Origin of the sequence: Methylobacterium sp. J-026 (assembly GCF_022829585.1) — a bacterium.
Lineage (GTDB): Bacteria > Pseudomonadota > Alphaproteobacteria > Rhizobiales > Beijerinckiaceae > Methylobacterium.
In genome coordinates this window covers 33979-54766 of the sequence record NZ_JAKSYC010000343.1, presented here as the reverse complement: position 1 = coordinate 54766, position 20788 = coordinate 33979, and the positions used below count along the sequence as shown (strand labels likewise).

26 protein-coding genes are annotated in these 20788 nt (G+C 69.0%); 16 read left to right on the top strand and 10 right to left on the bottom strand.

The annotated features are described in order from the left end of the window. Positions 1-1044, bottom strand: a complete 1044-nt coding sequence (locus MKK69_RS29780; protein ID WP_243973771.1) for a lysine-2,3-aminomutase-like protein — start codon at positions 1042-1044, stop codon at positions 1-3. Then, positions 1041-2096 carry an EF-P lysine aminoacylase EpmA gene (epmA, locus tag MKK69_RS29775; protein ID WP_243973823.1) on the bottom strand — a complete coding sequence of 352 codons (1056 nt, stop codon included), beginning with the start codon at positions 2094-2096 and terminating at the stop codon, positions 1041-1043. The genes MKK69_RS29780 and epmA overlap by 4 nt, the downstream gene beginning before the upstream one ends. A 215-nt stretch (positions 2097-2311) precedes the next feature. Between epmA and efp the strand changes: the two genes are divergently transcribed. Beyond that, entirely contained in the window at positions 2312-2878 is a 567-nt protein-coding gene (gene efp, locus MKK69_RS29770; protein WP_243973770.1) for an elongation factor P, read from the top strand. 23 nt (positions 2879-2901) lie between these two features. Here the strand turns inward: efp and MKK69_RS29765 are convergent, their stop codons facing one another. Next, positions 2902-3912, bottom strand: a complete 1011-nt coding sequence (locus MKK69_RS29765; protein ID WP_243973769.1) for a DUF1624 domain-containing protein — start codon at positions 3910-3912, stop codon at positions 2902-2904. A gap of 350 nt (positions 3913-4262) precedes the next feature. On the opposite strand from MKK69_RS29765, the gene MKK69_RS29760 reads away from it, so the two are divergent. The 8 genes from MKK69_RS29760 (at position 4263) to MKK69_RS29725 (ending at position 9977) form a co-directional block, all read left to right on the top strand. Then, positions 4263-4868 (top strand): cold-shock protein, encoded by a 606-nt coding sequence (locus MKK69_RS29760; RefSeq protein ID WP_409564916.1) that lies wholly within the window; start codon positions 4263-4265, stop codon positions 4866-4868. 181 nt (positions 4869-5049) lie between these two features. Then, positions 5050-5544, top strand: coding sequence for a DUF192 domain-containing protein (locus MKK69_RS29755; protein WP_409564915.1), 495 nt, complete (start codon positions 5050-5052; stop codon positions 5542-5544). A 119-nt stretch (positions 5545-5663) separates the two neighbouring features. Beyond that, complete coding sequence (locus tag MKK69_RS29750) at positions 5664-6068, top strand: hypothetical protein (RefSeq protein WP_243973768.1); 405 nt, start codon at positions 5664-5666, stop codon at positions 6066-6068. A 169-nt stretch (positions 6069-6237) separates the two neighbouring features. Continuing rightward, positions 6238-7122: a dienelactone hydrolase family protein gene (locus MKK69_RS29745; RefSeq protein ID WP_243973767.1), complete on the top strand. Its 885-nt coding sequence runs from the start codon at positions 6238-6240 to the stop codon at positions 7120-7122. Positions 7123-7432: 310 nt separating this feature from the next. Further along, positions 7433-7888: a response regulator gene (locus MKK69_RS29740; protein WP_243973766.1), complete on the top strand. Its 456-nt coding sequence runs from the start codon at positions 7433-7435 to the stop codon at positions 7886-7888. 77 nt (positions 7889-7965) lie between these two features. Continuing rightward, a complete protein-coding gene (locus MKK69_RS29735) occupies positions 7966-8172 on the top strand; it encodes a hypothetical protein (protein ID WP_243973765.1) in 207 nt (68 codons plus the stop codon). A gap of 319 nt (positions 8173-8491) precedes the next feature. After that, positions 8492-9703, top strand: a complete 1212-nt coding sequence (locus tag MKK69_RS29730; RefSeq protein ID WP_243973764.1) for a chlorophyllase/cutinase-like alpha/beta fold protein — start codon at positions 8492-8494, stop codon at positions 9701-9703. Between the two features lie 73 nt (positions 9704-9776). Next, positions 9777-9977 (top strand): hypothetical protein, encoded by a 201-nt coding sequence (locus MKK69_RS29725; RefSeq protein WP_243973763.1) that lies wholly within the window; start codon positions 9777-9779, stop codon positions 9975-9977. Between the two features lie 184 nt (positions 9978-10161). On the opposite strand, the gene MKK69_RS29720 is transcribed toward MKK69_RS29725, so the two are convergent. The 7 genes from MKK69_RS29720 to MKK69_RS29690 are packed head-to-tail and all read right to left on the bottom strand — an operon-like array spanning position 10162 to position 15652. Continuing rightward, positions 10162-11118: a YncE family protein gene (locus MKK69_RS29720; RefSeq protein ID WP_243973762.1), complete on the bottom strand. Its 957-nt coding sequence runs from the start codon at positions 11116-11118 to the stop codon at positions 10162-10164. Continuing rightward, positions 11115-11648 (bottom strand): SRPBCC family protein, encoded by a 534-nt coding sequence (locus tag MKK69_RS29715; protein ID WP_243973761.1) that lies wholly within the window; start codon positions 11646-11648, stop codon positions 11115-11117. Before MKK69_RS29715 ends, MKK69_RS29720 begins: the two co-directional genes overlap by 4 nt. A 21-nt stretch (positions 11649-11669) precedes the next feature. Beyond that, positions 11670-12260, bottom strand: a complete 591-nt coding sequence (locus tag MKK69_RS29710) for a DUF447 domain-containing protein (protein ID WP_243973760.1) — start codon at positions 12258-12260, stop codon at positions 11670-11672. A gap of 4 nt (positions 12261-12264) precedes the next feature. Then, positions 12265-13827: a DUF6513 domain-containing protein gene (locus tag MKK69_RS29705; protein WP_243973759.1), complete on the bottom strand. Its 1563-nt coding sequence runs from the start codon at positions 13825-13827 to the stop codon at positions 12265-12267. Beyond that, positions 13824-14399 carry a uridylate kinase gene (locus MKK69_RS29700; protein WP_243973758.1) on the bottom strand — a complete coding sequence of 192 codons (576 nt, stop codon included), beginning with the start codon at positions 14397-14399 and terminating at the stop codon, positions 13824-13826. The genes MKK69_RS29705 and MKK69_RS29700 overlap by 4 nt, the downstream gene beginning before the upstream one ends. Continuing rightward, entirely contained in the window at positions 14396-15097 is a 702-nt protein-coding gene (locus MKK69_RS29695; RefSeq protein WP_243973757.1) for a (5-formylfuran-3-yl)methyl phosphate synthase, read from the bottom strand. The genes MKK69_RS29700 and MKK69_RS29695 overlap by 4 nt, the downstream gene beginning before the upstream one ends. Positions 15098-15124: 27 nt before the next feature. Further along, complete coding sequence (locus MKK69_RS29690) at positions 15125-15652, bottom strand: DUF3280 domain-containing protein (RefSeq protein ID WP_243973756.1); 528 nt, start codon at positions 15650-15652, stop codon at positions 15125-15127. A 331-nt stretch (positions 15653-15983) separates the two neighbouring features. Here MKK69_RS29690 and MKK69_RS29685 point away from each other — a divergent pair, with 331 nt between their 5' ends. The 7 genes from MKK69_RS29685 (at position 15984) to MKK69_RS29655 (ending at position 20730) form a co-directional block, all read left to right on the top strand. Then, entirely contained in the window at positions 15984-17219 is a 1236-nt protein-coding gene (locus tag MKK69_RS29685) for an ABC transporter substrate-binding protein (protein WP_243973755.1), read from the top strand. A 131-nt stretch (positions 17220-17350) separates the two neighbouring features. Next, complete coding sequence (locus tag MKK69_RS29680) at positions 17351-17677, top strand: hypothetical protein (protein ID WP_243973754.1); 327 nt, start codon at positions 17351-17353, stop codon at positions 17675-17677. Further along, positions 17677-18135 (top strand): hypothetical protein, encoded by a 459-nt coding sequence (locus MKK69_RS29675; protein WP_243973753.1) that lies wholly within the window; start codon positions 17677-17679, stop codon positions 18133-18135. Before MKK69_RS29680 ends, MKK69_RS29675 begins: the two co-directional genes overlap by 1 nt. A gap of 130 nt (positions 18136-18265) precedes the next feature. Then, positions 18266-19249, top strand: coding sequence for a YVTN family beta-propeller repeat protein (locus tag MKK69_RS29670; RefSeq protein ID WP_243973752.1), 984 nt, complete (start codon positions 18266-18268; stop codon positions 19247-19249). Between the two features lie 73 nt (positions 19250-19322). Continuing rightward, positions 19323-19748: a hypothetical protein gene (locus MKK69_RS29665; protein WP_409564918.1), complete on the top strand. Its 426-nt coding sequence runs from the start codon at positions 19323-19325 to the stop codon at positions 19746-19748. Beyond that, positions 19748-19990: a hypothetical protein gene (locus MKK69_RS29660; RefSeq protein WP_243973750.1), complete on the top strand. Its 243-nt coding sequence runs from the start codon at positions 19748-19750 to the stop codon at positions 19988-19990. The genes MKK69_RS29665 and MKK69_RS29660 overlap by 1 nt, the downstream gene beginning before the upstream one ends. Next, positions 19987-20730: an ABC transporter ATP-binding protein gene (locus MKK69_RS29655; RefSeq protein WP_243973749.1), complete on the top strand. Its 744-nt coding sequence runs from the start codon at positions 19987-19989 to the stop codon at positions 20728-20730. The genes MKK69_RS29660 and MKK69_RS29655 overlap by 4 nt, the downstream gene beginning before the upstream one ends. Positions 20731-20788: the final 58 nt, after the last annotated feature.

Sequence of the window (20788 nt, the reverse complement as noted above, 5' to 3'; positions counted from 1 at the left end):
TCATGCCTCGGGCGGATAGGGATGCTCGCGCCCGTCCGGATCGGTCACCCGCTGCCCGTCGGCGGTGTCGCGCAGATAGCTGGGCCCGACCGGCACCTTGCCGTAGCCGCCGGGAATGTCGAGCACGTAGGTGGGCTGTGCGAGCCCCGAGAGCCGCCCGCGCAGGGTCCGCATCAGGGTCTGTCCCTCCGCGAGACCGGTGCGGAGGTGGGCTGTGCCCGGGGCGAGATCGCCGTGGTGCAGGTAGTAGGGCTTGATCCGGTTCTCGACGAAGGTCCGCATCAGGGCCTCCAGCGTCGCCGCATCGTCGTTGATGCCGCGCAGGAGCACGGACTGGCTCACCATCGGGATGCCGGCATCGATCAGACGGGCGCAGGCGGCACGGGCGCCCGGCGTGAACTCACGCGGGTGGTTGGCGTGCAGGGCGACGAAGACCGCGCCTCCGAACGTCCGCAGGGCGCGCACGAGCGGATCCGTCACGCTGTCGGGCCGGACCACGGGGACGCGGGTGTGGATCCGCAGCACGCGCACGTGGTCGATGGCCGACAGCCGCCCCGCGATGATTCCGAGGCGTCTTGCCGAGAGCGCGAACGGGTCGCCGCCGGTGAGCACCACCTCCCAGATCCGCGGATCGCCGGCGATGTAGGCCATGGCGGCCTCCAGCTCGTCCTCGCCCAGCGTCCCGAGGCCATTCGGCCCGACCATTTCCCGGCGGAAGCAGAAGCGGCAATAGACGGGGCAGACGTGCAGCGGCTTGAGCAGCACGCGGTCGGGGTAGCGGTGGACGATCCCGGTCACCGGCGCGTGGGCGGCGTCGCCGATCGGGTCGGCACGCTCCTCCGGCGCGATCCGGACTTCCTCCGCGGTGGGCACGAATTGGCGGGCGATGGGATCGTCCGGGTCGGTCGGATCGATCAGCTCGGCCATGTCGGGTGTCAGCGACACGGCGTAGCGGGCCAGCACCGTGCGCAGCACCTCGGCCTCGACGCCGGAGATCAGGCCGGCGGCGGCCAAGTCGTCGGCGCTGCGCAGGGTATCGGTCACGCCAGGGTCTCCGCCACGGGGGTCCAGATGACATCCTCGATACGGCCGGCGCCGCAGGCGAGCATCGCCAGCCGGTCGAAGCCCAGGGCGATCCCTGACGCGTCCGGCATCGTCGCGAGGGCAGCGAGGAACTCCTCGTCGATCGGATAGCGTTCGCCGTAGACGCGGACCTTCTCCGCCATCTCGATCTCGAAGCGGCGGCGCTGTTCCTCCGGGTCGGTCAGTTCGCCGAACGCGTTGGCGAGTTCGACCCCGCAGACATAGAGTTCGAAACGCTCGGCCACCCGGCGATCGTGCGGCGCCGGTCTGGCAAGCGCCGCCTCGCTCACCGGATACTCGCACAGGATCGTCGGCCGTCCGATGCCGAGATGCGGCTCGATGCGCGCCACGAGGACCCGGGAGAACAGGTCGGCCCAGGTATCGTCCGGCGCGACACGCAGGTCCGCACCGGCGACCATGCGGGCGAGGGCGTCCCGATCGGTCTCGCCGGTGCGCGTGACGGTGGCGAGCAGGTCGATCCCCGCGAACCGGTCGAAGGCCTCGGCCAGGGTCAGCCGCTCGGGCTCCGCGTAGGGATCGGCCTCCCGGCCGCGAAAGACGAAGCGGCGCAGTTCCGCGGTGGCGGCAGACTGCCGAATCAATGCGATGCAATCCGCCATCAGCGCCGTATAGGGCGCGCCGGCCCGATACCATTCCAGCATCGTGAATTCCGGATGGTGCAGCGGCCCGCGCTCGCGGTTGCGGAACACGCGGGCGACGCTGAACAGCCGCGTCTCGCCGGCGGCCAGCAGCTTCTTGCAGGCGAATTCCGGCGAGGTGTGGAGATAGAGCGGCGTGCGCGCGCCGCTCGCGCCGACGGCCTCGGTGGCGAAGGCCGAGAGATGCGCCTCGTTGCCCGGCGAGACCTGGAGGCAGGCCGCCTCCACCTCGACGAAGTCGCCCGCAGCGAACCACGCCCGGATCGCCGCCAGGAGCCTGTTGCGCAGGATCAGCGCCGGACGGCGGTCGGCATGGCGGTCCGGAGTCCACCATCGGGGCGGCGAGGCGGTCAGGGCCGGGCGAGGGTCGGCTGGGTTCGGCACAGGCTCATCCTCGGCCCCGTCCGGCCGCAGGGCCGACGCGTTCGCGACGGACCCGGTGTCGGCTCGCGTCGACGGTTCGGCGCCCGCTGGCAACCGGGACGCAGATGCGATAGTGGCGAGGGTCCGAAACGCAGAGCCCGCGCTTGGCGCGTGCCGCTCCCCATGTCAATGCAGGACGCCATTCCGTGAAGGTGATCGCCTCAACGCTCCGTAAGGGCAACGTCGTCGACAAAGACGGCAAGCTCTACGTGATCCTGTTCGCCGAGAACATCCATCCCGGCAAGGGCACGCCGGTGACCCAGCTCGACATGCGCCGCATCACGGACGGCGTGAAGGTGTCCGAGCGGTACCGGACCACGGAGCAGGTCGAGCGCGCCTTCGTGGAGGATCGCGAGCACACCTTCCTGTACAGCGACGCCGAGGGGTTCCACTTCATGAATCCCGAGAGCTACGAGCAGGTCGCGGTGCCGGCGGACGTGGTCGGTGACGCCGCCCCGTATCTCCAGGAGGGCATGGCGGTCATGCTGTCCGTCCATAACGACGTGCCGCTGACGATCGAGCTGCCGCAGCGCGTGACCCTGGAGGTCACCGAGACCGAGCCGGTGTTGAAGGGGCAGACTGCCTCCTCGTCCTACAAGCCCGCCACCCTGTCGAACGGCGTGCGCACCACCGTACCGCCGCATATCGCGGCCGGGACGCGCGTCGTCGTCATGACCGCCGACGGGGCTTACGTGGAACGCGCCAAGGATTGAGCCGGCGACCGTCGCAGCGCGCGTCAGTGCGGCGCGTGCGCGGCATTCTCGATGGTGCTGTAGCACCCCTGCGACAGCGCCTGAGCCCGCAGCCGCTCCGGCACGCTGAACGGCCTGCCGTCCTCCCGGAAGAGATCCTCCTTGAGGAGCGCGTCCGACGTGCAGCGGGCGGCGATCCGGCAGAGCGGCGGCTCGCCGCCGGTGCGGGTGCAGATCGTCACGTAATCGGCGCGGAACGAGCGGAGACCGGCACGCGGGTTCGAACCGGTGACCGCCACCACGCCGGTGAGCAGGGCGAGCAGAACCGGCTGGTGGATCAGGTAAACCGCGAGACTGTGGCGCCCCGCGAAGGTCGCGCCGCGACCGAGGGCCGAGCGCGGTGACCAGGCGCCGAGGCGCGAGCCCGCGAGCCTGGGCAGGCCGACCCGGCCGAGGACGATCCCGGCGAGCACCAAGCCGAACCAGGGGAACAGCGGGACGTAATCGTTGGTCCGCGGCGTCACCGATCCGAGGCCCAGGAAGAACAGCGCGGGCGCATCCAGCACCGCCGCATGCATGAGATGCGGTGCGGAAAGCACCAGGGCTGCCGCCAGGGCGGTGATCGGTACGGGCACGAACAGGAAGGGCAGCGCCAGCACGCTCGACAACGCGATGCAGTGCAGAATGCCGAAGAACACGTAGGCGTCGGGGAACGCGATCCAGGTCCCGAGGGTCACCAGGGCGGCCGCACCGCCGATGCGCGCGAGCCGCATCAGGGTCGGCCGGAGGCGGAGGCCCCGGCCGTTCATCAGGACGAGCCCGATTCCGACGAGGATCAGGAAGCTGCCGGCGATGGTTTCGGCGGCGCGGTGGCCGGCTGGCGTCAGGGCGTAGTTCTCGGTGGTCAGCCGGAGATATCCGAGGTCCCAGAGCCCGTGGTAGCTCGCCATGGCGACGAGGGCCGTGGCGCGCGCCGCATCGATGATCGGCAATCGCCGCCGCGCCCCGGGGGTCGGAGCAGCCGGGGGCAGATCGATGGCGGGGTCGACGGACATGATGTCGAACCCAAACCACGCGGGTACGGTGGGTGCCAAGGCCCCGCCGCGCCGACCCGGAACGGCGTGCCGCGATCGACGGACCCTCTCAAAAACGTGACCGGTGCCGGGGTTCGATCTTCCGGCCGACTTCGGGGACCGCCAAACGGAAGATTCGCCTTACGACGCTGTGCGGTTAGACCTATCGGTCCACGACCTGCGACCGATCGACTGTTGCCGCCGCGCATACAAGCATCGAGATTGCAACTCGGCCAAGCTCGCCTGCCGACGAAACGGGCTTCCCGGGAGTCAGGACTTCGTTAATCTTGCCGGGAGAGCGCGCGGCGTGATTCAGGGTAGGTTGCTCGGCCATGTCTGACGAACGCGGATCCGGGCCGGAGAACCTCGATCGGGCAGCCGACCTCCGAGGCGGCGAGACGATGCAGCGCGAGGACGAGGTTCTGGACCTCGTCGAGGTGGCCGGCCACATCAAGTGGTTCGACGTCTCCAAGGGCTTCGGCTTCATCGTGCCGGATGACGGGGCCCCCGACATCCTCCTCCACGTCACCTGTCTTCGTCGGGACGGCTATCAGGCGGCGAGCGAGGGGGCGCGCATCGTCGTGGAGGCCGTGGAGCGGCCGCGCGGCTGGCAGGCCTTCCGGGTAGTCTCCCTGGATCAGGCGACGGCGGTGCATCCCTCGGAGATGCCGCTGCCGCGGACCCACGTGACCGTGACGCCGACGAGCGGCCTCGAGACCGCCGTCGTGAAATGGTTCAACCGCCTGCGGGGGTTCGGCTTCCTGACCCGGGGCGACGGCACCCCCGACATCTTCGTGCACATGGAAACGCTGCGCCGGTACGGGATCGCCGAACTCAAGCCCGGCGAGGCGGTGCTGGTCCGCTACGGGGACGGCTCGAAGGGCGTCATGGCCGCCGAGGTCCGACTGATCGACGGGGCTCTCCCGGCCTCGCATTAGCGCGCCGCCGCGATCCCGACCCCCGGGAGGATACGGCGAGGCGGCGGTTTCCGGCCCCGCGCCGCATATCCCGTTCCGACGCCGGCGATCCCTGACGCGGATTCCCCCCGCGGGTGTCTTGGACTATCTCAGCGCGGAGCGGCGCTGAAACGGCGCACCATTTTCCGAGAGGCACCAGCCCGTGAACGTTCTGTCCCGCCTCGCGACGGCCCTGGCCATCGCCGGCCTTGGCCTGACGACCCTCATTCCGGTCCAAGCGGTCCGCGCCCAGGCGCCGGCCCAGACCGCGACGCCCAAGGCAGAGGCGCTAACGATCGTCACGAAGGCGGGGCCGAAGCGCTTCGACGTCGAGGTGATGCGCGACGATGCCGGCCGGTCCCGCGGTCTCATGTTCCGCCGGCATATGGCGGCCGATCACGGAATGCTGTTCGATTTCGAGCGTGACGAGCCCGTCACCATGTGGATGAAGAACACCTATCTGCCGCTGGACATGGTCTTCATCCGGCCGGACGGAACCATCAGCCGGATCGCGGCCGACACCGAGCCGCTTTCGACCGCGATCATCCCGTCAGGGAGCCCGGTCGTGGCCGTTCTGGAACTCAATGCCGGCACGGCCGCCAAGCTCGGTATCCAGCCCGGCGACCGGGTCAAGCACGCGCTGTTCCGAAGCCGCTGAGGTGGGTCCCGTCTGTGCGAACGCATCGGGAACAATCACCTTGACCAACGCGCCGAACCGCGCCAGTGTTCCGGCAATGTTCCGGTGCTTCGGAACGCCGAGCCAGCGCGGAGGACCCGATGAACGACGTGGCCGAGGCCGAGCTGTACGGCAATGATGAGTGGTCCGTGCAGGCGGACGGGATCGAGCACCGGGACACCGGCTATTTCATCGCGCGTGACGCGCTCGCGAGGCGCCGGGCCGAGGGCCTCTGGGACTGGCCGCTGCAGATGGCCGAGAAGCGCTGGTGCCGGCCGAGCCTGTTCCGGGAGGCGTTTCTCGCCGCCCTCGAGTGTTTCGGCATCGCCCGGGACGCCGAGCTGATCCGGTCCTTCGCTCTGGGCTACGGGATCCGGGCCGTGGTCGCGCCGGCCGCGGAGACCTTCGTCACGCTGTCCGACATGCTGCAGCCGCGGGAGATGCCGGCCAGGGTCTGGACGACGGCACGGCCCGCCATCCGCGCGCTCACCGCCGCGGGGGCGTAACGCCTCATACGAGGGGCGACGATGTCGGTGGCTTGGCGGGCGCTCGACCGTTTATCGTCTTAAGGAGTTTTGGTCGAGCCGAGGGCGATCCGCGCCGGAGTTCGGGCCCCTGGGAGACGCCGGTCGCCAAACGCGCTACCCCTTCCCGGGCAGCAACGGAGACCCCACCATGGCGGATCAGGACACGGCAGGGCGCGCGGCGGGTCTCGATGGCCTGATCGTGCCGCCGCTGTCACGGCGCGGCTTCGTGATGACCAGCCTGATGAGCGGCCTGACTCTCGCCACGACGCGGGTCGAAGCGCAGGTGATCCACACCGACGCCACCGGCATCGAGGCCGGCGAGGTGAAGATCCCGGCCGCGGACGGACCGATGCCCGCCTACCGGGCCGTCCCCGAGGGGGAGGGGCCGTTCCCGATCGTTCTGGTGATCGAGGAGATCTTCGGCGTCCACGAGTACATCAAGGACATCTGCCGTCGACTGGCCAAGGTCGGATATTGTGCCGTCGCGCCCGAACTCTATGCCCGGCAGGGCGATCTCTCGACTATGACCGATCCCAAGATCATCATCCGGGACGTCATCGCGAAGACGCCGGATGCCCAGTGGATCAACGACCTCGATGCCACGGCGGCCTGGGCCGGCTCGGCCGCGAAGGGCGACCTGCACCGGCTGGCGGTCATGGGATGGTGCCGCGGCGGGCGCGACGTATGGCTCTACGCCGCGCATCGCCGCGACCTGAAGGCGGCGGTCGCCTGGTACGGGCCCATCGGCGGCGAGCGGACCGACATCCAGCCACGCACCGCCGGCGATGTCGCTGCGGAGATCAACGCGCCGCTGCTCGCCCTCTACGGCGGGGCCGATACGGGCATTCCCGTCGCCTCGGCGGAGGAGGCGCGCGACCGGGCCAAGGCTGCGGGCAAGAGCGTCGAATTGGTGGTCTATCCGGATGCGCCGCACGGCTTCCATGCGGATTACCGCCCGAGCTACCGGCGCGAGGCCGCGGAGGACGGATGGCAGCGCGCGCTGGCCTTTCTCAAGGCGCACGATGTCGGCTGAGCGGTAGTCCGTGCGGGACTGCGGCGCTCGATCGGGATGTGGTGACGCCTTCGCCGTCCCGGATGAACCGCCTCTTCCGATCGCTTCCTGGAACTGACCTATCGCGCTCGGCGGCAGGTCTTTGGACCATGTCGGCACAGGTATCCCGGCGTTGGTCGAAGGCTGTGTTACTCAAGACACAACCAGAACTTCTCGATTATGCCAGGATCACAGGAGGCTCCGTGTCCGCGCGGATCCGGTTCGATACCGCGATGCGGTGTTGAACCGATCGAGGCGGCCGCCGTTCAGCCCTTGTAGAGTGTCCTGGCCCATGAGCGATTCGGTACAGACCGGCCAGAAACCCGTGATTCTCGTCGTGGAGGACCAACCCGACGAGCGCTTCCTCGCGGCCACGCTCCTGGAGGATACGGGCTTTACCGTGATCGAAGCCGAGACCGCGGATCGGGCGCTTGCCATCCTCAACGACCGGGGCGACGAGGTCAGCGTCGTCTTCTCGGACGTGCGAACGCCCGGACCGATCGGCGGCTTCGAACTGGCGCGGATCATCGGCGTGACTTGGCCGCGGGTCAGGGTGCTCCTGACGTCAGGCGACGCGGGCGATCAGCCGAGCGACCTGCGGGTTTCCGCGACCTTCATTCCGAAGCCCTGGCGCGCCGAGGATATCCTGGCCTGGGTCGAGCAGGCCGCGGGCCGCGCGCCCAGCACCGGCGGCCCATCCATCATCGGTCCCGGCGGCAAAATTATCAGTCCCGGCTTGGAAACTTGAAGCAGGGGCGTCGTTGTACGCCACTCCTGACGTGCGGCGCCGCCCCCCCCGCCAAAGACCGCAGATCGAGCGTCGCCATGAAGATCGTCGCTGCCAATCACGCCGATTCCCTCCGCCGCTCCGGGGACTGGGATACGGCCGAGACCACAGTTCTCGAATCCCTCAGCGAGGAACTGCGCAGTTTCTACGGCGCGGCCGATCAGGTGCTGCCTCTGGAATTGGCGGACCTCGCCCGGCGCCTTGAGGGCTCCGGTATGGGGCCGGGCGATCATCACGTGGCCTGACGCCGCCCTAGCGTGCCTTAGAATCGGCTCGTCGCTCGGGAAGCGACCTTTCCCCGTTCCGCGCCGCGCGGAAGTGTAGGTCGGCCATCTTTCTCACTGTGCTTGCGTCATCCCGCGCACCGTCGAGAGGATCTATCAAAAATCATCGCGCCTCACAGGCGCTCCCGCCTACCCCTGCGAGCGCAGTCGCGTAGACAAGTCCGGTTGGTTAAAGCCTTACCGCCTCGACAAGAGCCGTACCGAGTCGCCAACAGGAGAGAATCTGCTATTCAGCGCTGACAGTCCTGCCGGCGCAGCGCGTTTCTCAATCGAGCCTTTCATGCGTTTCACCGCTCTTCGCGAATCGCTCGTCGCGGTCGCGATCATGACCCTGGCCGGTTCGATATCGGCCCGGGCGGCAACGCCGCCGCCTCAGCCCGCAGACGGGCCCGGGAGCTTCGGAGACCGGAAGGCCGCGGTGACCAAGCGCCTCCTCGGGCGCGGCGCAGCCGGCAGCTTCGCGTTCTATACGGCGGGCGCCGCGCCGGACGTGGGCCGCCCGGTCGCGGTGTTCCTGCACGGCTGGGGGGTCGTGAACCCGCAGAGCTACGGGGCCTGGATCGACCACCTCGCCCGGCAGGGATGGCTCGTCATCCTGCCGCGGTTCCAGGACGTGAACCGCACCCGCCCGGCCGACGCGCCCGCTCTCGCCGGTTCACTCGTGAAGGCCGCCCTCGCCGACCTCGCCGGTGACAGCGAGGCCAAGCCCGACCTCGGGCGCGTCGCGATGATCGGCCATCTGGCGGGCGCGCCCCTGGCCCTGGATCTCGCCGCCGAGGCCAAGGCGCGCGGTCTGCCCGTCCCGAAGCTGATCTTCGCCGTGACGCCCGGTGGGATCGCCAGCGGACCGAAATCGCGGGGCATCGCCCTCGGCGACCTGTCGGCCATCGATCCGTCCACGCTCATCGTCACCATGGTCGGCGACAAGGACACGCGAGCCGCCGACATGGCCGCCCGACGCCTGCTGCGCGAGGCGAGTGCGGTGCCGTTCGAGCGGAAGCTGTTCGTTCGGATCCTCTCGGACGATCACGGCTTCCCGGCCCTCACGGCGACGCTGGCGGCCCCGGCCGGTCTGGATACGGCCTACGACGGCGGCGCGATCAAGGCCGCCCCGGAGCCGAAGGATGCGACCAAGGACGATCCGAAGCCGCCGCCCTTCCGCTGGTCCGCCGATATGGCGCTGACGGGCGAACAGCAGACGCTGGTGGCGCAGGTGAATCTCGCGCGGGTGGACGCGCTCGACTACCTGGGATTCTGGAAGACCTTCGACCTCGCCGCCGCCGCGGCCTTCGCCGGCTCCGACGCGACGACCCTCAAGGCCAATCCGCGCCTGGCCGACATGGAGCGCTGGAGCGATGGCTGGCCGGTCAAGCGGCTCGCCGTCGAGACGCCCCGTCAGGCGCCGGCCGCGCAGGCCAAAATGCCCGCTGCACCGGCGAAGGACCCGTCGGCGCAGGCCAAGGCGCCCGCGACGCCCGCCCGAAGGCGCTGACGATCCCGGACGCGCAGCTTGGCCCTGGCTCACGGTTTGCTAGGCTGATCCCGTTCGGAACGGGAGCGATCGTATGCCCGAGTTCGTCGCCAGCCTGCTGGCCGCAGCGGCCTTCTGCCTGACCCTGCTCGCCCTGAACGCACTCACGCGGATGCTGATCCAGGCCCATCTCGGCCCCCCCGACCTGGGCGAAACGGGATTTCTGCAGTTGGGCGGCGCGCTGGTGGTGGCCCGCATCGCGTACCGGCGATCCCCGCACCGCGGGACCTTCTGACGGCGATCTGACAGGCGCGGACCGGTCGAGGCGTCTTACCCCCCTCTGGCGGGCGCTCCATCTTTGGGGAAACCACGACGTGGCATCCGCGATCGTGCCGAAGCACACGGGATGCGCTGCGCCGAGGGCGGCGTGCGCATCTCGGGGCATCCCGGATTTGAGACGTCCCGAAGCGTGCCGACTTTCAACGCAGGAAGGTGCCGAACGCGCGTGGGCCGTTGCCTGTCGGTACGGTTTTGATCACCTTGAGTGTGCCTGCATCGATGAGGCTCAGGGTGTTGTCGCCCCAGTTGGCCACGCAGAGGCGGCCGTCGGCGTCGGCTGCAATCCCCTCGGGGTGGTCGCCCACATCGATGTCGGTGATCGGCTTGAGCGTATTGAGGTCGAACACTGTGACGCTGCCGGCATATTGATCGGTGACGAAGCCGCGGCCCTGCGTCAGGGCGATCACGTAGGGGCGGCGGCCGGTGGGGATCCGTCCGATCTCACGACCCGCTGCCAGGTCGATCACCGACACGTCGTCGCTGGTCACGTTGGCCGTGTAGGCCCGGCCCGCCGCGGCATCAAGGGTGATGCCGAACGGGTGCTGGCCCACCGGGATGACCTTGGTCTCACGCCGTCCGGCGGCATCCACCACCGAGACCGTATCGGCCTCGCGATTGGCCACGTAGAGTGTCGCCCCGTCCGGGCTGACGGCGATGCCGGAGGGCGAGGCCCCGACGGCGATCTCGCCGTCCGGCTGCAGCGTGCCGTCGCGCTCGGCCAAGACGAACAGGCGGTGGCCGTACCAGTCGGCCACGTAGACTGTGCCGCCCCGCGGGTCCGCCGCGATGCCGAGTGGTCCGCCGGGCAGGGACACCTCGGACAGGATGCGGCCGGCATCGAGGTCGATCACCGCAATCCCGTGACCCTCCGGGCGGGTCACGTAGGCAAGCGTGCGATCCGCCGACAGGGCGATACCGGCCGGCGCCCCGTCCACGGGGATGCGGCGGACCAGCGTGCCCGCGTTCAAGTCGATGATCTCGACGGCACCGCCGAGCTGCGCCGTGACGATCGCCTCCCGCGCCGGCTCGGCGCGGGCGACGGTCGCCACGAGGGCGAGGCCGGCGGCGAAAGCCAATCGGCCCCGGGCCGGGCTCACGAGCCCGTCTCGACCTTGGCCTTCAGGTTCGCGAGGCTCGCCTTGATCCAGTCGCCGACGCCCTTCTCCGAGGCCTCGTCGCTCAGCTCGGGCGGCGGATCGTTGTTCATGTAGCCGCGGTAGAAGGCCGCCTTCCATTCGACCTTCGACTTGGCGTCGCCCTCGGGCTCGACCGTGATCGTCGCCGAATAGTCGTTCGCCGGAAGGTCCTTCACGTCGACCTTGTCGATGTAGTACGAGAACAGCTTGTCCTCGGGCTTGTACTTGTTGCTGGTCTCCTGGATCTGATCGCCGTTCTTCAGCGTCAGAACGCGCTTGAATTTGCCCGCCGGGTCGCCGGTGAGTTCGGTCTTGGTGACGTTCTGCACCCAGTCGGCGTTCTTCACGTCGCCGAGCACCGCCCAGACCTTGTCGGCCGGGGCGTTGATCTCGATCGACTCGGAAATCTTGCGCCGGGTCGGGCCATGGGCCTGAGCCGTCACGGCGACGAGCGCCGCGGTGGCCGCCAAGGCCAGGGTGATTGCCTTCATCGTGTCCTTCTCCTCCCGCCCTCAGCGGTCGTCCCGACCGAGGATCCGCGCCGCGGGGCCGAGCGCCTCCGCGACCTTGTCCTCGATCCAGTCCCAGGCCTCGCGTTCGCGCGGGCCCGCGGTCTTGCCGATGGCGATGGCGAGGTAGGCCATCTCCGTCAACACCTTGTCGGGCTCCAGCATGTGGAGCCGGGTCGAGAGTATCGCGCCCTCCAGAACCGCCGCCTGGGCGCGGTTATAGCCGATGAACGGCGCGTGCGCGGCGCTGTGGACCATCTGTCCGCGAAAGCGTGGGCGGGTCGCGTGATCCTCGACCGAAGCCACCGCGAACTCGGCGTGGCCGAAGCTGTCGGCGAGACGGCGACCGGGAATGGCGTCGCAGGCCACGGTCGGCCAGTCGCGCCGGCCGGTCACCGCGCCCGCGATCACCCGGATGTCCCGGGGGCTCGAGGCCGCGAAATAGGGGCTCGCCTCCAGATTGGCGATGGTCGGCGACGGCCGGAACGGCGCCAGCACGTAGCCGTCCGCCTCGCCGATCAACCCGAACGGGACGAGGTGGACCTCGCCCGCCGGCGAGAGCGTCGTCACGATGGTCTCCAGGATCAGCGGCATCGGCTCAGGTCCGGTCCGATGGGACGAGCCGACCGCAGACCAGCTGCGCGGGCGGATCCTGCCGGTGCTCCGGCTCCGTCCCGGAACGGGCGGCGGCGGCGGACACGGTCTCAGGGGGACGCGCGTCGGCCTCGGGCCTCACCAGGCGGGCGTCGCGCGTACCGGGCGGGGGGGCGTCCGGGCCGGAATGCCGGGTGTGGCCGGCCTTCTTGAAGGCGGTCGCGTCTTCGATCTCGGCATCGGCCGCGCAACCCCAGTCGAGGGGCTCGTCCTGCACGTAGCGCTTTCCCAGCCGCCAGGCAGTCTCGGCCTTCGCGAGTTCCGCCCCGAGATAGAAGGCGTGGGCGCCGTCGCTCGCCACGGCGAAATCGGGAAAGAAGGCCATCGCGTCGGTGCCGACCCTGTGGATGTCGCGGTTGTAGACGTGGATCCCGTCCTCCGCGACCGCGATCCGGTAGTTCGGATCGCGCACTTCGGCGGCGGCCTGGGCGATCTCTTCGGAACTCTGCACGAAGGGGCGCTTGTCGTGGAGGGCGAGCAGCGCCCGGCCGTAGCCCTTGGGCAGGGCGGAATCGGCCTTGGCGGCGTACATCACCCGCCGTGCGGCGTCGTGCTCCTCGACGGTGCGGCGGGTGTGGTTCGAGACCTGGACGATCAGCACGTTGCCGATCGCCAGTTCCGAGCACATGCCCACGAGGAGGGCGGTGATGCCCAGCGAATCCGCCTCGGTCAACTCGGTGAGGTTGCCGGTCCCCATCATCATGGCGATGTCGGGCCAGCGGGCGCGGGTCTCGCGGTAGCGGGCGATGGAATCCACGAAGCCGTGGTGGATCGGCTCGAGGATCGGATCCGCAAGGAACGGCCGCCCGGCCTTCTGCATGCGTTCGATCGCCCGGTCGAGGGATGGCAGGTCGTCGGGCCGCGTCGGGACCAGGATCGGCACCGCGTCCGTCTCGAAGGCGAGGTCGAGGGTATCCTCGTTCAGGCTCAGCAGGTAATCGGCGCCGGCGGCCGCGCCCCGGGCCAGTTCCTCGCGGGAGAAGGAATCGACGCTGACCGTCAGGCCAGCCCCCTTCAGGGCCCGCACGGCATCCTCCAGATGCGGGAACGTCGTGTCGGGCAGGCCGCCCAGGTCGATGACGTCCGCGCCCCGGCGGGCGAGGTCGAGACCCTTGGCAAGAATCTCCGCGACGCTCATCTTAGAGGCATCGACGATCTCCGAGAAGATCCGCAGGTCGTGCCGGGAGAGATCGACCTTGCGGGCGGCCAGGCCGAGCCAGGCCGGCAGATCGACGACCTCGTCGGGACCCCGCTCCACCGGCAGGCCGAAATGCCCGGCGAGGCGTTCGGGATCAGCCCGGCAGCGGCCCGGCAGGACGATACGGGTGGCGCCCGGGGGCAATTCGACCCGGCGGCGGATGATCTCCTCGGTCATGAGCGCCGCGACCTTCACGCCGGCATCCACGATGCTCCAGCGAAATGTTTCGGGCAGGCCGGCGGCGACCTTCTCCAGCCGTGCCCGGGCGAGGCGCCCGGTGACGAACACGATGTGCTCGGAAGCGCTCACGCCATGACCCTCGGCGCGACCGCGACGCGCTGAGCCGGTCCCCAGATCTCGATCCGACCCGCGAAGCGTTCGGCGAAGGCCGGGAAGGCGGCGTCGACCAGCCCGTCCTGCGCCAGGGCGGCGGCATCCTGCCCCGGGGCGGGGTCGCGGGACTTCACCAGCACGCAGCGTTCCGCCCCGACCTCGCGCGCCAGCCAGAGGGCGAGGCTGTCGGAGGTGACGTCCCAGGTCTCGGGAATGTCCGGATGGCCAGCGCGCAACCGCCGCGGATTCCATACCCGCGCCCGGGCCGGCGCGGTCTCGGACCAGGGGTCCAGGCTCTGCACGAGGCGCGGCTCGATCCCGCGGAAGATACCGGCCGCATCACTCATGGCGTCGAGGGCCCGGCGATGGGCCTCGGCATCGCTGAACCGGTCCCGGACCTGCGCGGCCCGCACCGCGCCGGCGAAGGTGCCCCCGCCCGGGACGACGATGCAGCGGCCGAGCGCGCCGTCCGCGAGCGACGCCAGCAGGGCACGCCGCCGATGCGGATCCGTCTCCAGGCTGCCGCCGACCTTCACGACGGCGATCACGCGGCGTCCCGGTGGTGCGGACGCAGGGCGCGCAGCACCTCGGCGATGCGCAGGGGATCGATGCCGTTGCGCCGGTCGAAGTCGCGGCAGAGGCCGCCGCGGAAACCGAGATAATCGGGCTCGTGCGCCCCCAAGGCCATGATATCGATCACGCGGAGCGAGCCGGCGAGCCCGCTCATCAGGCCGTGGGCGCGGCAGGCCGCCGTAAAAGCCGCCAGGTCATCCGACGCAGCGAGATCGGGCAGGCGGGCGCCGGTTTTGCCCGCCGTATCGATCATCGCACCGGCGAATCCCGCCTTCGCCAATGCGGGCACAAGTTCGGCCGCAGGCCCGTCCTCGGCGAACAGCACGGCGATCACCCGCCCGGGGGCCGCCGCGGCGAGCGCCGCGCAGCCTGCGATGTCGCCCCGGCGCCCGGCATCGAGCCCGGTCTTCACCCAGGCCACGCCGGTTGTGGCCATCGCGGCCAGAGCCGCCGGATTCGGGTCTGCGACAGCACTGGTCTCGGCCCCGCCGGAGACGCGGGCGACGATCTCGCACACCATGCCCGGTTCGAGGGCGCCGAGGGCCCCGCGCTCCGGGTCCTTGGCGTCGATCAGGTCGGCACCCGCGAGCCGCGCCGCTTCGGCCTCGGCGGGATCACGGACGCTGACGAGGAGACGGGGCGGGGCTCGGCGCGGAACGGAGGAGGAGGACACGGAACACTCGGGACTGGATGGAACGCCTCAGGACTTCCCGGGCAGCGGCTCGGCGAGCAGGCGGTTCTTCACCACCCAGCGCATGGCGTGGGCCCAGGTCTCGTCGGTGTCGGCCCGGATCGTCACCTGCCCGCCGCGCACGACCTTGCCGGACTCGGCATCGGCAATAGCGACATTCAGGTTGAAGATCTGACCGGACCCTTTCTCCACATAGCCTGTCACGACAAGGTCCGCACCCAGGCTCTTGCCGATGCCCGCCGCGCAGCCGTCGCACTTGTAGAGGGGGCCTTCCTTGGCCACGGTGTCGGCCTTCGGCGCCGTGTCGACGATCTCCAGCCCGGCTTGGTCGTGGAGAGCCTTCCGCAATTCGTCGGTGACGAGCGTCAGCTTCCGGGTATCGGCGGGGCGCGCCCTGGCCCCGTAGGACGCGCCGGGCTCGAACAGCTCCACGGGGAACACCGCCGCCTTCTCGGCGGCCAAAGCCGCGCCGGGCAGGACGATTCCAAGGGCGACGAGACCGCGCGCGGTCGCCGCTTGCAGGGACAGGTGGCGCATGGGCGGAACGTTCCTCTCCACGGTCCGGCCGCCTCGACGGGCGACTCCTCTCCGGCCATAGGTCGGGCGACGGGACACTTTGGCAATGTACTTCGCGCCCCGGCTGTCGCACGACGGATCTAGGCCCGTCGAAGTCTTAGTCATCCCGCTCGACAGACCGTCCTCCGAACCGCGTCCTCGTCCCAAGGTGCCGCGCCTTCAGACGGTTGGAACCTGCCGTGAGGGCCGGCAGCCATCTTCGAAGCCCGGCTGTGCATCGTCGGGAACGTGAACACCGGATCAACGCGCCGCGATTGAGCGGCGGGGGTGGAAACTGGTAGAGGCCGCGCACATGCACGATCCCGCACCCGAGACCCTCCTTCCGCGGCCGGCGCGTCCGAAGTGGCTGCGCGCGGCCCTCGCCCTGACGGCGCTCATGCCGATGGCGGCCCGGGCGCAGCAGCCCGCACCGCAGGCCATCGACACCCATATCGGCCTGATCTACCGGCCACAGCCCGCCCCGTCCTCCTACGACGCCGAGGCGGCCCCCGAGGATGAGGGGCTGGCCGGGGCCCGGATGGGCATCGCCGACAACAACACCACCGGCCGCTTCACCAAGCAGACCTACGCCCTCGACGACGTGGCCCTGACCGACGACAAGCCCGACCCGGTGACAGCCGCGAAGGACCTGATCGCCAAGGGCGTGCGCTATCTCATCCTGGCGCTGCCCGCCGACGCCGTCCTGGCGGTGGCGGATGCGGTGAAGGACACGGGCGCCGTGGTGCTGAACGCCGGCGCCTCCGACGACCGGCTGCGCGGTGCCGATTGCCGGGCCAACGTGTTTCACATCCTGCCGTCCCGGGCGATGCTCACCGACGCCCTGGCGCAGTACCTCACGGTCATGCGCTGGCGGAAGATCTTTCTGATCGTCGGCCCGACCGACGCCGACAAGGCCTACGCGGACGCGATGCGCAACTCGGCGCGGAAATTCGCGCTGAAGGTCACCGCTGAGAAGCCCTGGACCTTCGGCCCCCTAGCCAAGGCGCGGGGCGACACGCCGACCCGCGCGGAGGCGATGGTCTTCACCCGGGGGCTCGACTACGACATGGCGGTTGTCGCCGACGAGGAGGGCGATTGGGGCGACTACGTTCCCTACCGCACGGTGGATCCCCGACCGGTCGGCGGGACGCAGGCGCTGACACCGACCACGTGGTCCCCGGTGCTGGAGACCTGGGGCGCCGCGCAGGCCCAGAACCGGTTCCGGCGATTGGCCTCCCGGCTGATGCGCCCCCTGGACTATCAGGTCTGGGCTGCGGTGCGGACGGTGGGCGAGGCCGTGACCGCCAAGAAGACCAACGATCCGGCGGTGATCGGCGCCTATCTGGTCGAGCCGGGCTTCACCCTCCCGGCCTACAAGGGGGTGCCCCTGAGCTTCCGCCCCTGGGATCACCAGCTGCGCCAGGCGATCATCGTGGTGCAGCCGAAGGCGCTGGTCTCGGTGGCGCCGGAACAAGGTTTCCTGCACCAGCGCACGCCCCTGGACACGCTGGGGGTGGATCTCCCGGAGACCACCTGCAAGTTCCCGTGAGACGTCATGGGGATGGCTAACGTCGCGCTCGGCATCGACGCCGAACCCATTGACGCTGACTGCGTCGGGGGCCCACATCCAGACGGACGGGTTCGCCTGCGACAGGTCACGCGCAAGGATCGGGACTTCCGATGGGTCAAACCGTACAAGATGCGCCGTCACATCAAGAGGCCAGCACATCGGCCATCAGTCTCAACGATGCAGTTGCGCGCGCGAGGACATGGCTGCTCGCGACAATGTCTGATGAAAATATAACAAATCTGGGTCTTGAGGAGGTCGAGCATTGTCCGGGCTACTGGAACATCACGCTCGGGTTTTCGCGGCCCTGGGACGAGGCACGTAATGCGGTCACCGTTCTGAGCGGGGCGGTCATCATGCGCAGGACGTACAAAGTCATCACGGTCGACGAGGTCACCGGTGAAATCATTGCAATGAGAAATCGCACCGGCGATTCCTGATGGCTAAATATGCTCTCCTCGATACCAATCTGCTTGTTCTATTCATCGTTGGGGGTACCGACCCGGATTATATCCGCGTTCACAAAAACTGTTCACAATTCTCGTTAAGTGATTATAATGCTTTGCTGCGACACCTCACGGTGTCGGCCGGTCTCGTCACGACAGCTCAAATTCTATCCGAAACAGCGAATTTGCTGCGCCAGGTTCGAGATCCGATCAGAACGGAGATTGCTGCGTTCTTCAAGCTTTTCATTCTCCACGCGAACGAAATGCAACCTACTGCCGTCAGCGCAGCGTCGGACAAGACTTACCTCTGGTTGGGTCTCAACGACGCCTCGATATTGACGTGTCTTGGCCCGGACAAGGTGCTGATAACCGAGGACGGCAATCTCCACGCCGCTGCGATCGAGCGGTCGAATGGCGCGTTGCACTTTACGGAGTTGCGCGTTTACGAGTAGGCCTACCTGTGGAAATAGCCGTGCGAGGGCCTCCGGACCGGATCCGAATGCCGCATCCCCTCGCTCCGCGCAAGAATCGCACTATTCTGCGTCGACAGAGTGCCGAATAGCGCACCAGGGAGGAGTTTTGATGAGCCGCCGCGTCGAGGCAGGTCTGAGTGTGGTCGCCCTCGGCGCCTGGTTCGCCCTCATCGGGCCGGCCGCCGCCTTCACCGCCTACGTCACCAACGAGAAGGGCAATTCGGTCAGCGTCATCGACACGAACACGATGGCGGTGACCGGTACCTGGAAGGTCGGCCGGCGCCCGCGCGGCGTGACCGTGTCCAAGGACGGCAAGGAACTGTTCGTCTGCGCCAGCGACGACGACCGGATCGACGTGCTCGACACGGCCTCCGGCAAGGTCGTCCGCTCCCTGCGCTCGGGTCCGGATCCGGAGCAGTTCATCCTCGACGCGTCGGGCAACCCGCTCTACGTCGCCAATGAGGACGACAGCCAGGTCACGATCATCGACATCGAGAAGAACAAGGTCCTCGCCGAGGTGCCGGTGGGCGTCGAGCCGGAGGGCATGGGCCTGTCGCCGGACGGGAAGGTCCTGGTCAACACCTCCGAGACGACCAACATGGCCCATTTCATCGACACGAAGACCTTCCAGGTCATCGACAACGTGCTGGTGGATGCAAGGCCGCGCTTCGCCGAATTCACCGCCGACGGCAAGTTCCTGTGGGTGTCCGCGGAGGTCGGCGGCACGGTCAGCGTCATCGACGTGGCCCAGCGCCGGGTGATCAAGAAGATCACCTTCAAGATCCCGAGCGTGAACGACGAGGCGATCCAGCCCGTGGGTATCCGGATCACGAAGGACGGAAGCAAGGCCTTCGTGGCGCTGGGCCCGGCCAACCGCGTCGCGGTGATCGATGCCAAGACGTTCGCGGTGGAGAAATACCTCCCCGTCGGCCAGCGCGTCTGGCAGCTGGCCTTCACGCCCGACCAGAAGCAGCTGTTCACCACGAACGGCACGTCCAACGACATCTCGGTGATCGATGTGGCCGCCGAGAAGGTGGTCAAGAGCATCCCGGTCGGCCTCCTGCCCTGGGGCGTGGCGATCTCGCCGAACTGAGCCAGGCGGCGGGGCCGCTCGAATGAACCAGGACCGCGGATCACGCGGCACAGGGGGAAACGACAGGATGCGGATGTTTCGATGGGCCGCTCTCGCCGGCGCGGGGCTGTTTGCGGCCGGCCCGGCACTGGCACTGGACCTCACCAAGAAGCGGGAGAACCTGCCCGACCTCGTCCTGGGCGACGATCAGGGCAACGACTTCACGGTGGAGAACAGAGACATCACGCTCGAATCCGGCAAGGCCTATCGGCTGCGCATCGTCGCCAAGGGTCACCAGGAATACAAGTTCTACGCGCCGGAGTTCTTCCGCTACATCTGGTTCAACCAGATCGTGATCGAGCACAAGGAGATCCACGGCGGCGGCCCGCCCGACCACCTGGAATTCGACGATCCCGGCGAGATCGCCATCGAGTTCGTTGCGATCAAGCCAGGCAGCTACAAGTGGGAGGCGCGCGGCCTCGAGGCCAAGGGCATGACCGGTACTTTGACGGTGAAGTGATGCGCGCGTTCTTCCTGGCCTCGTGCCTCGTCCTCTCCGGCCCGGCCCTCGCGGCCGACGATGCCTCCGCCTGCGCCGCGGGCATCGCCATGATCCGCGACGCCCTCGCGGCGAACCCGTCCGAGGCCGCGCTGCCCAAGCTCAAGAAGGCCCTTCGGGTCGCGGAGCGGGAGCAGAAAGAGGGCGAGTTCGACGAGTGTCTCGATGCCGTCGCCGACGCCCGGAAAGCGCTCGGCCGATGACCGGCGAGGCGGCGCTCCGGGTCGAGCATGTCGGCCACCGCTTCGGCACGCGCGCGGCGCTCGACGACGTCTCGCTCGATGTCGGCCGCGGCCGCTTCGCGGCGCTGCTCGGACCCAACGGTGCCGGCAAGACCACCCTGTTCTCGGTGATCACCCGGCTCTACACCAACCAGACCGGACGGGTCTCGATCTTCGGCCACGCCCTCGACCGCGAGCCCTCCCGGGCACTTGCCCGGCTCGGCGTGGTGTTCCAGGCCCGGACGCTGGATACCGATCTCACCGTCGAGCAGAACCTCCTGTATCACGCGAGCTTGCACGGGATCACCCGTCGCGCCGGAAAGGACCGCGTTGGGCTGCTCCTCGATCGGGTCGGGCTCGCGGACCGGCGCCACGACAAGGTCCGAACGCTCTCGGGCGGCCAGTCGCGCCGCATCGAGATCGCCCGGTCGCTGATCCACCGTCCGGACCTGCTGCTGCTGGACGAGCCGACGGTCGGCCTCGACCTCGAATCGCGGACCGACATCGTGGCGATCGTGCGCGCGCTGGTGCGCGAGGAGGGGCTGTCGGTTCTCTGGGCGACCCATATCTTTGAGGAAATCTCCCCGGAGGACGACGCGGTCGTGCTGCATCGCGGCCGGATCGTGGCGCGGGGCCGGGCCGGCGATATCGGTGCCCCGGGGGAGGCCCTGGCGGACGCGTTCCGCCGCATTGTGGCCGAGCCGGGGCGGGCGGCGGCATGACGGCGTCGAACGGCGCACCATCGTACGATCGAGGGCAGCACCCATGAGCGCTCCGACA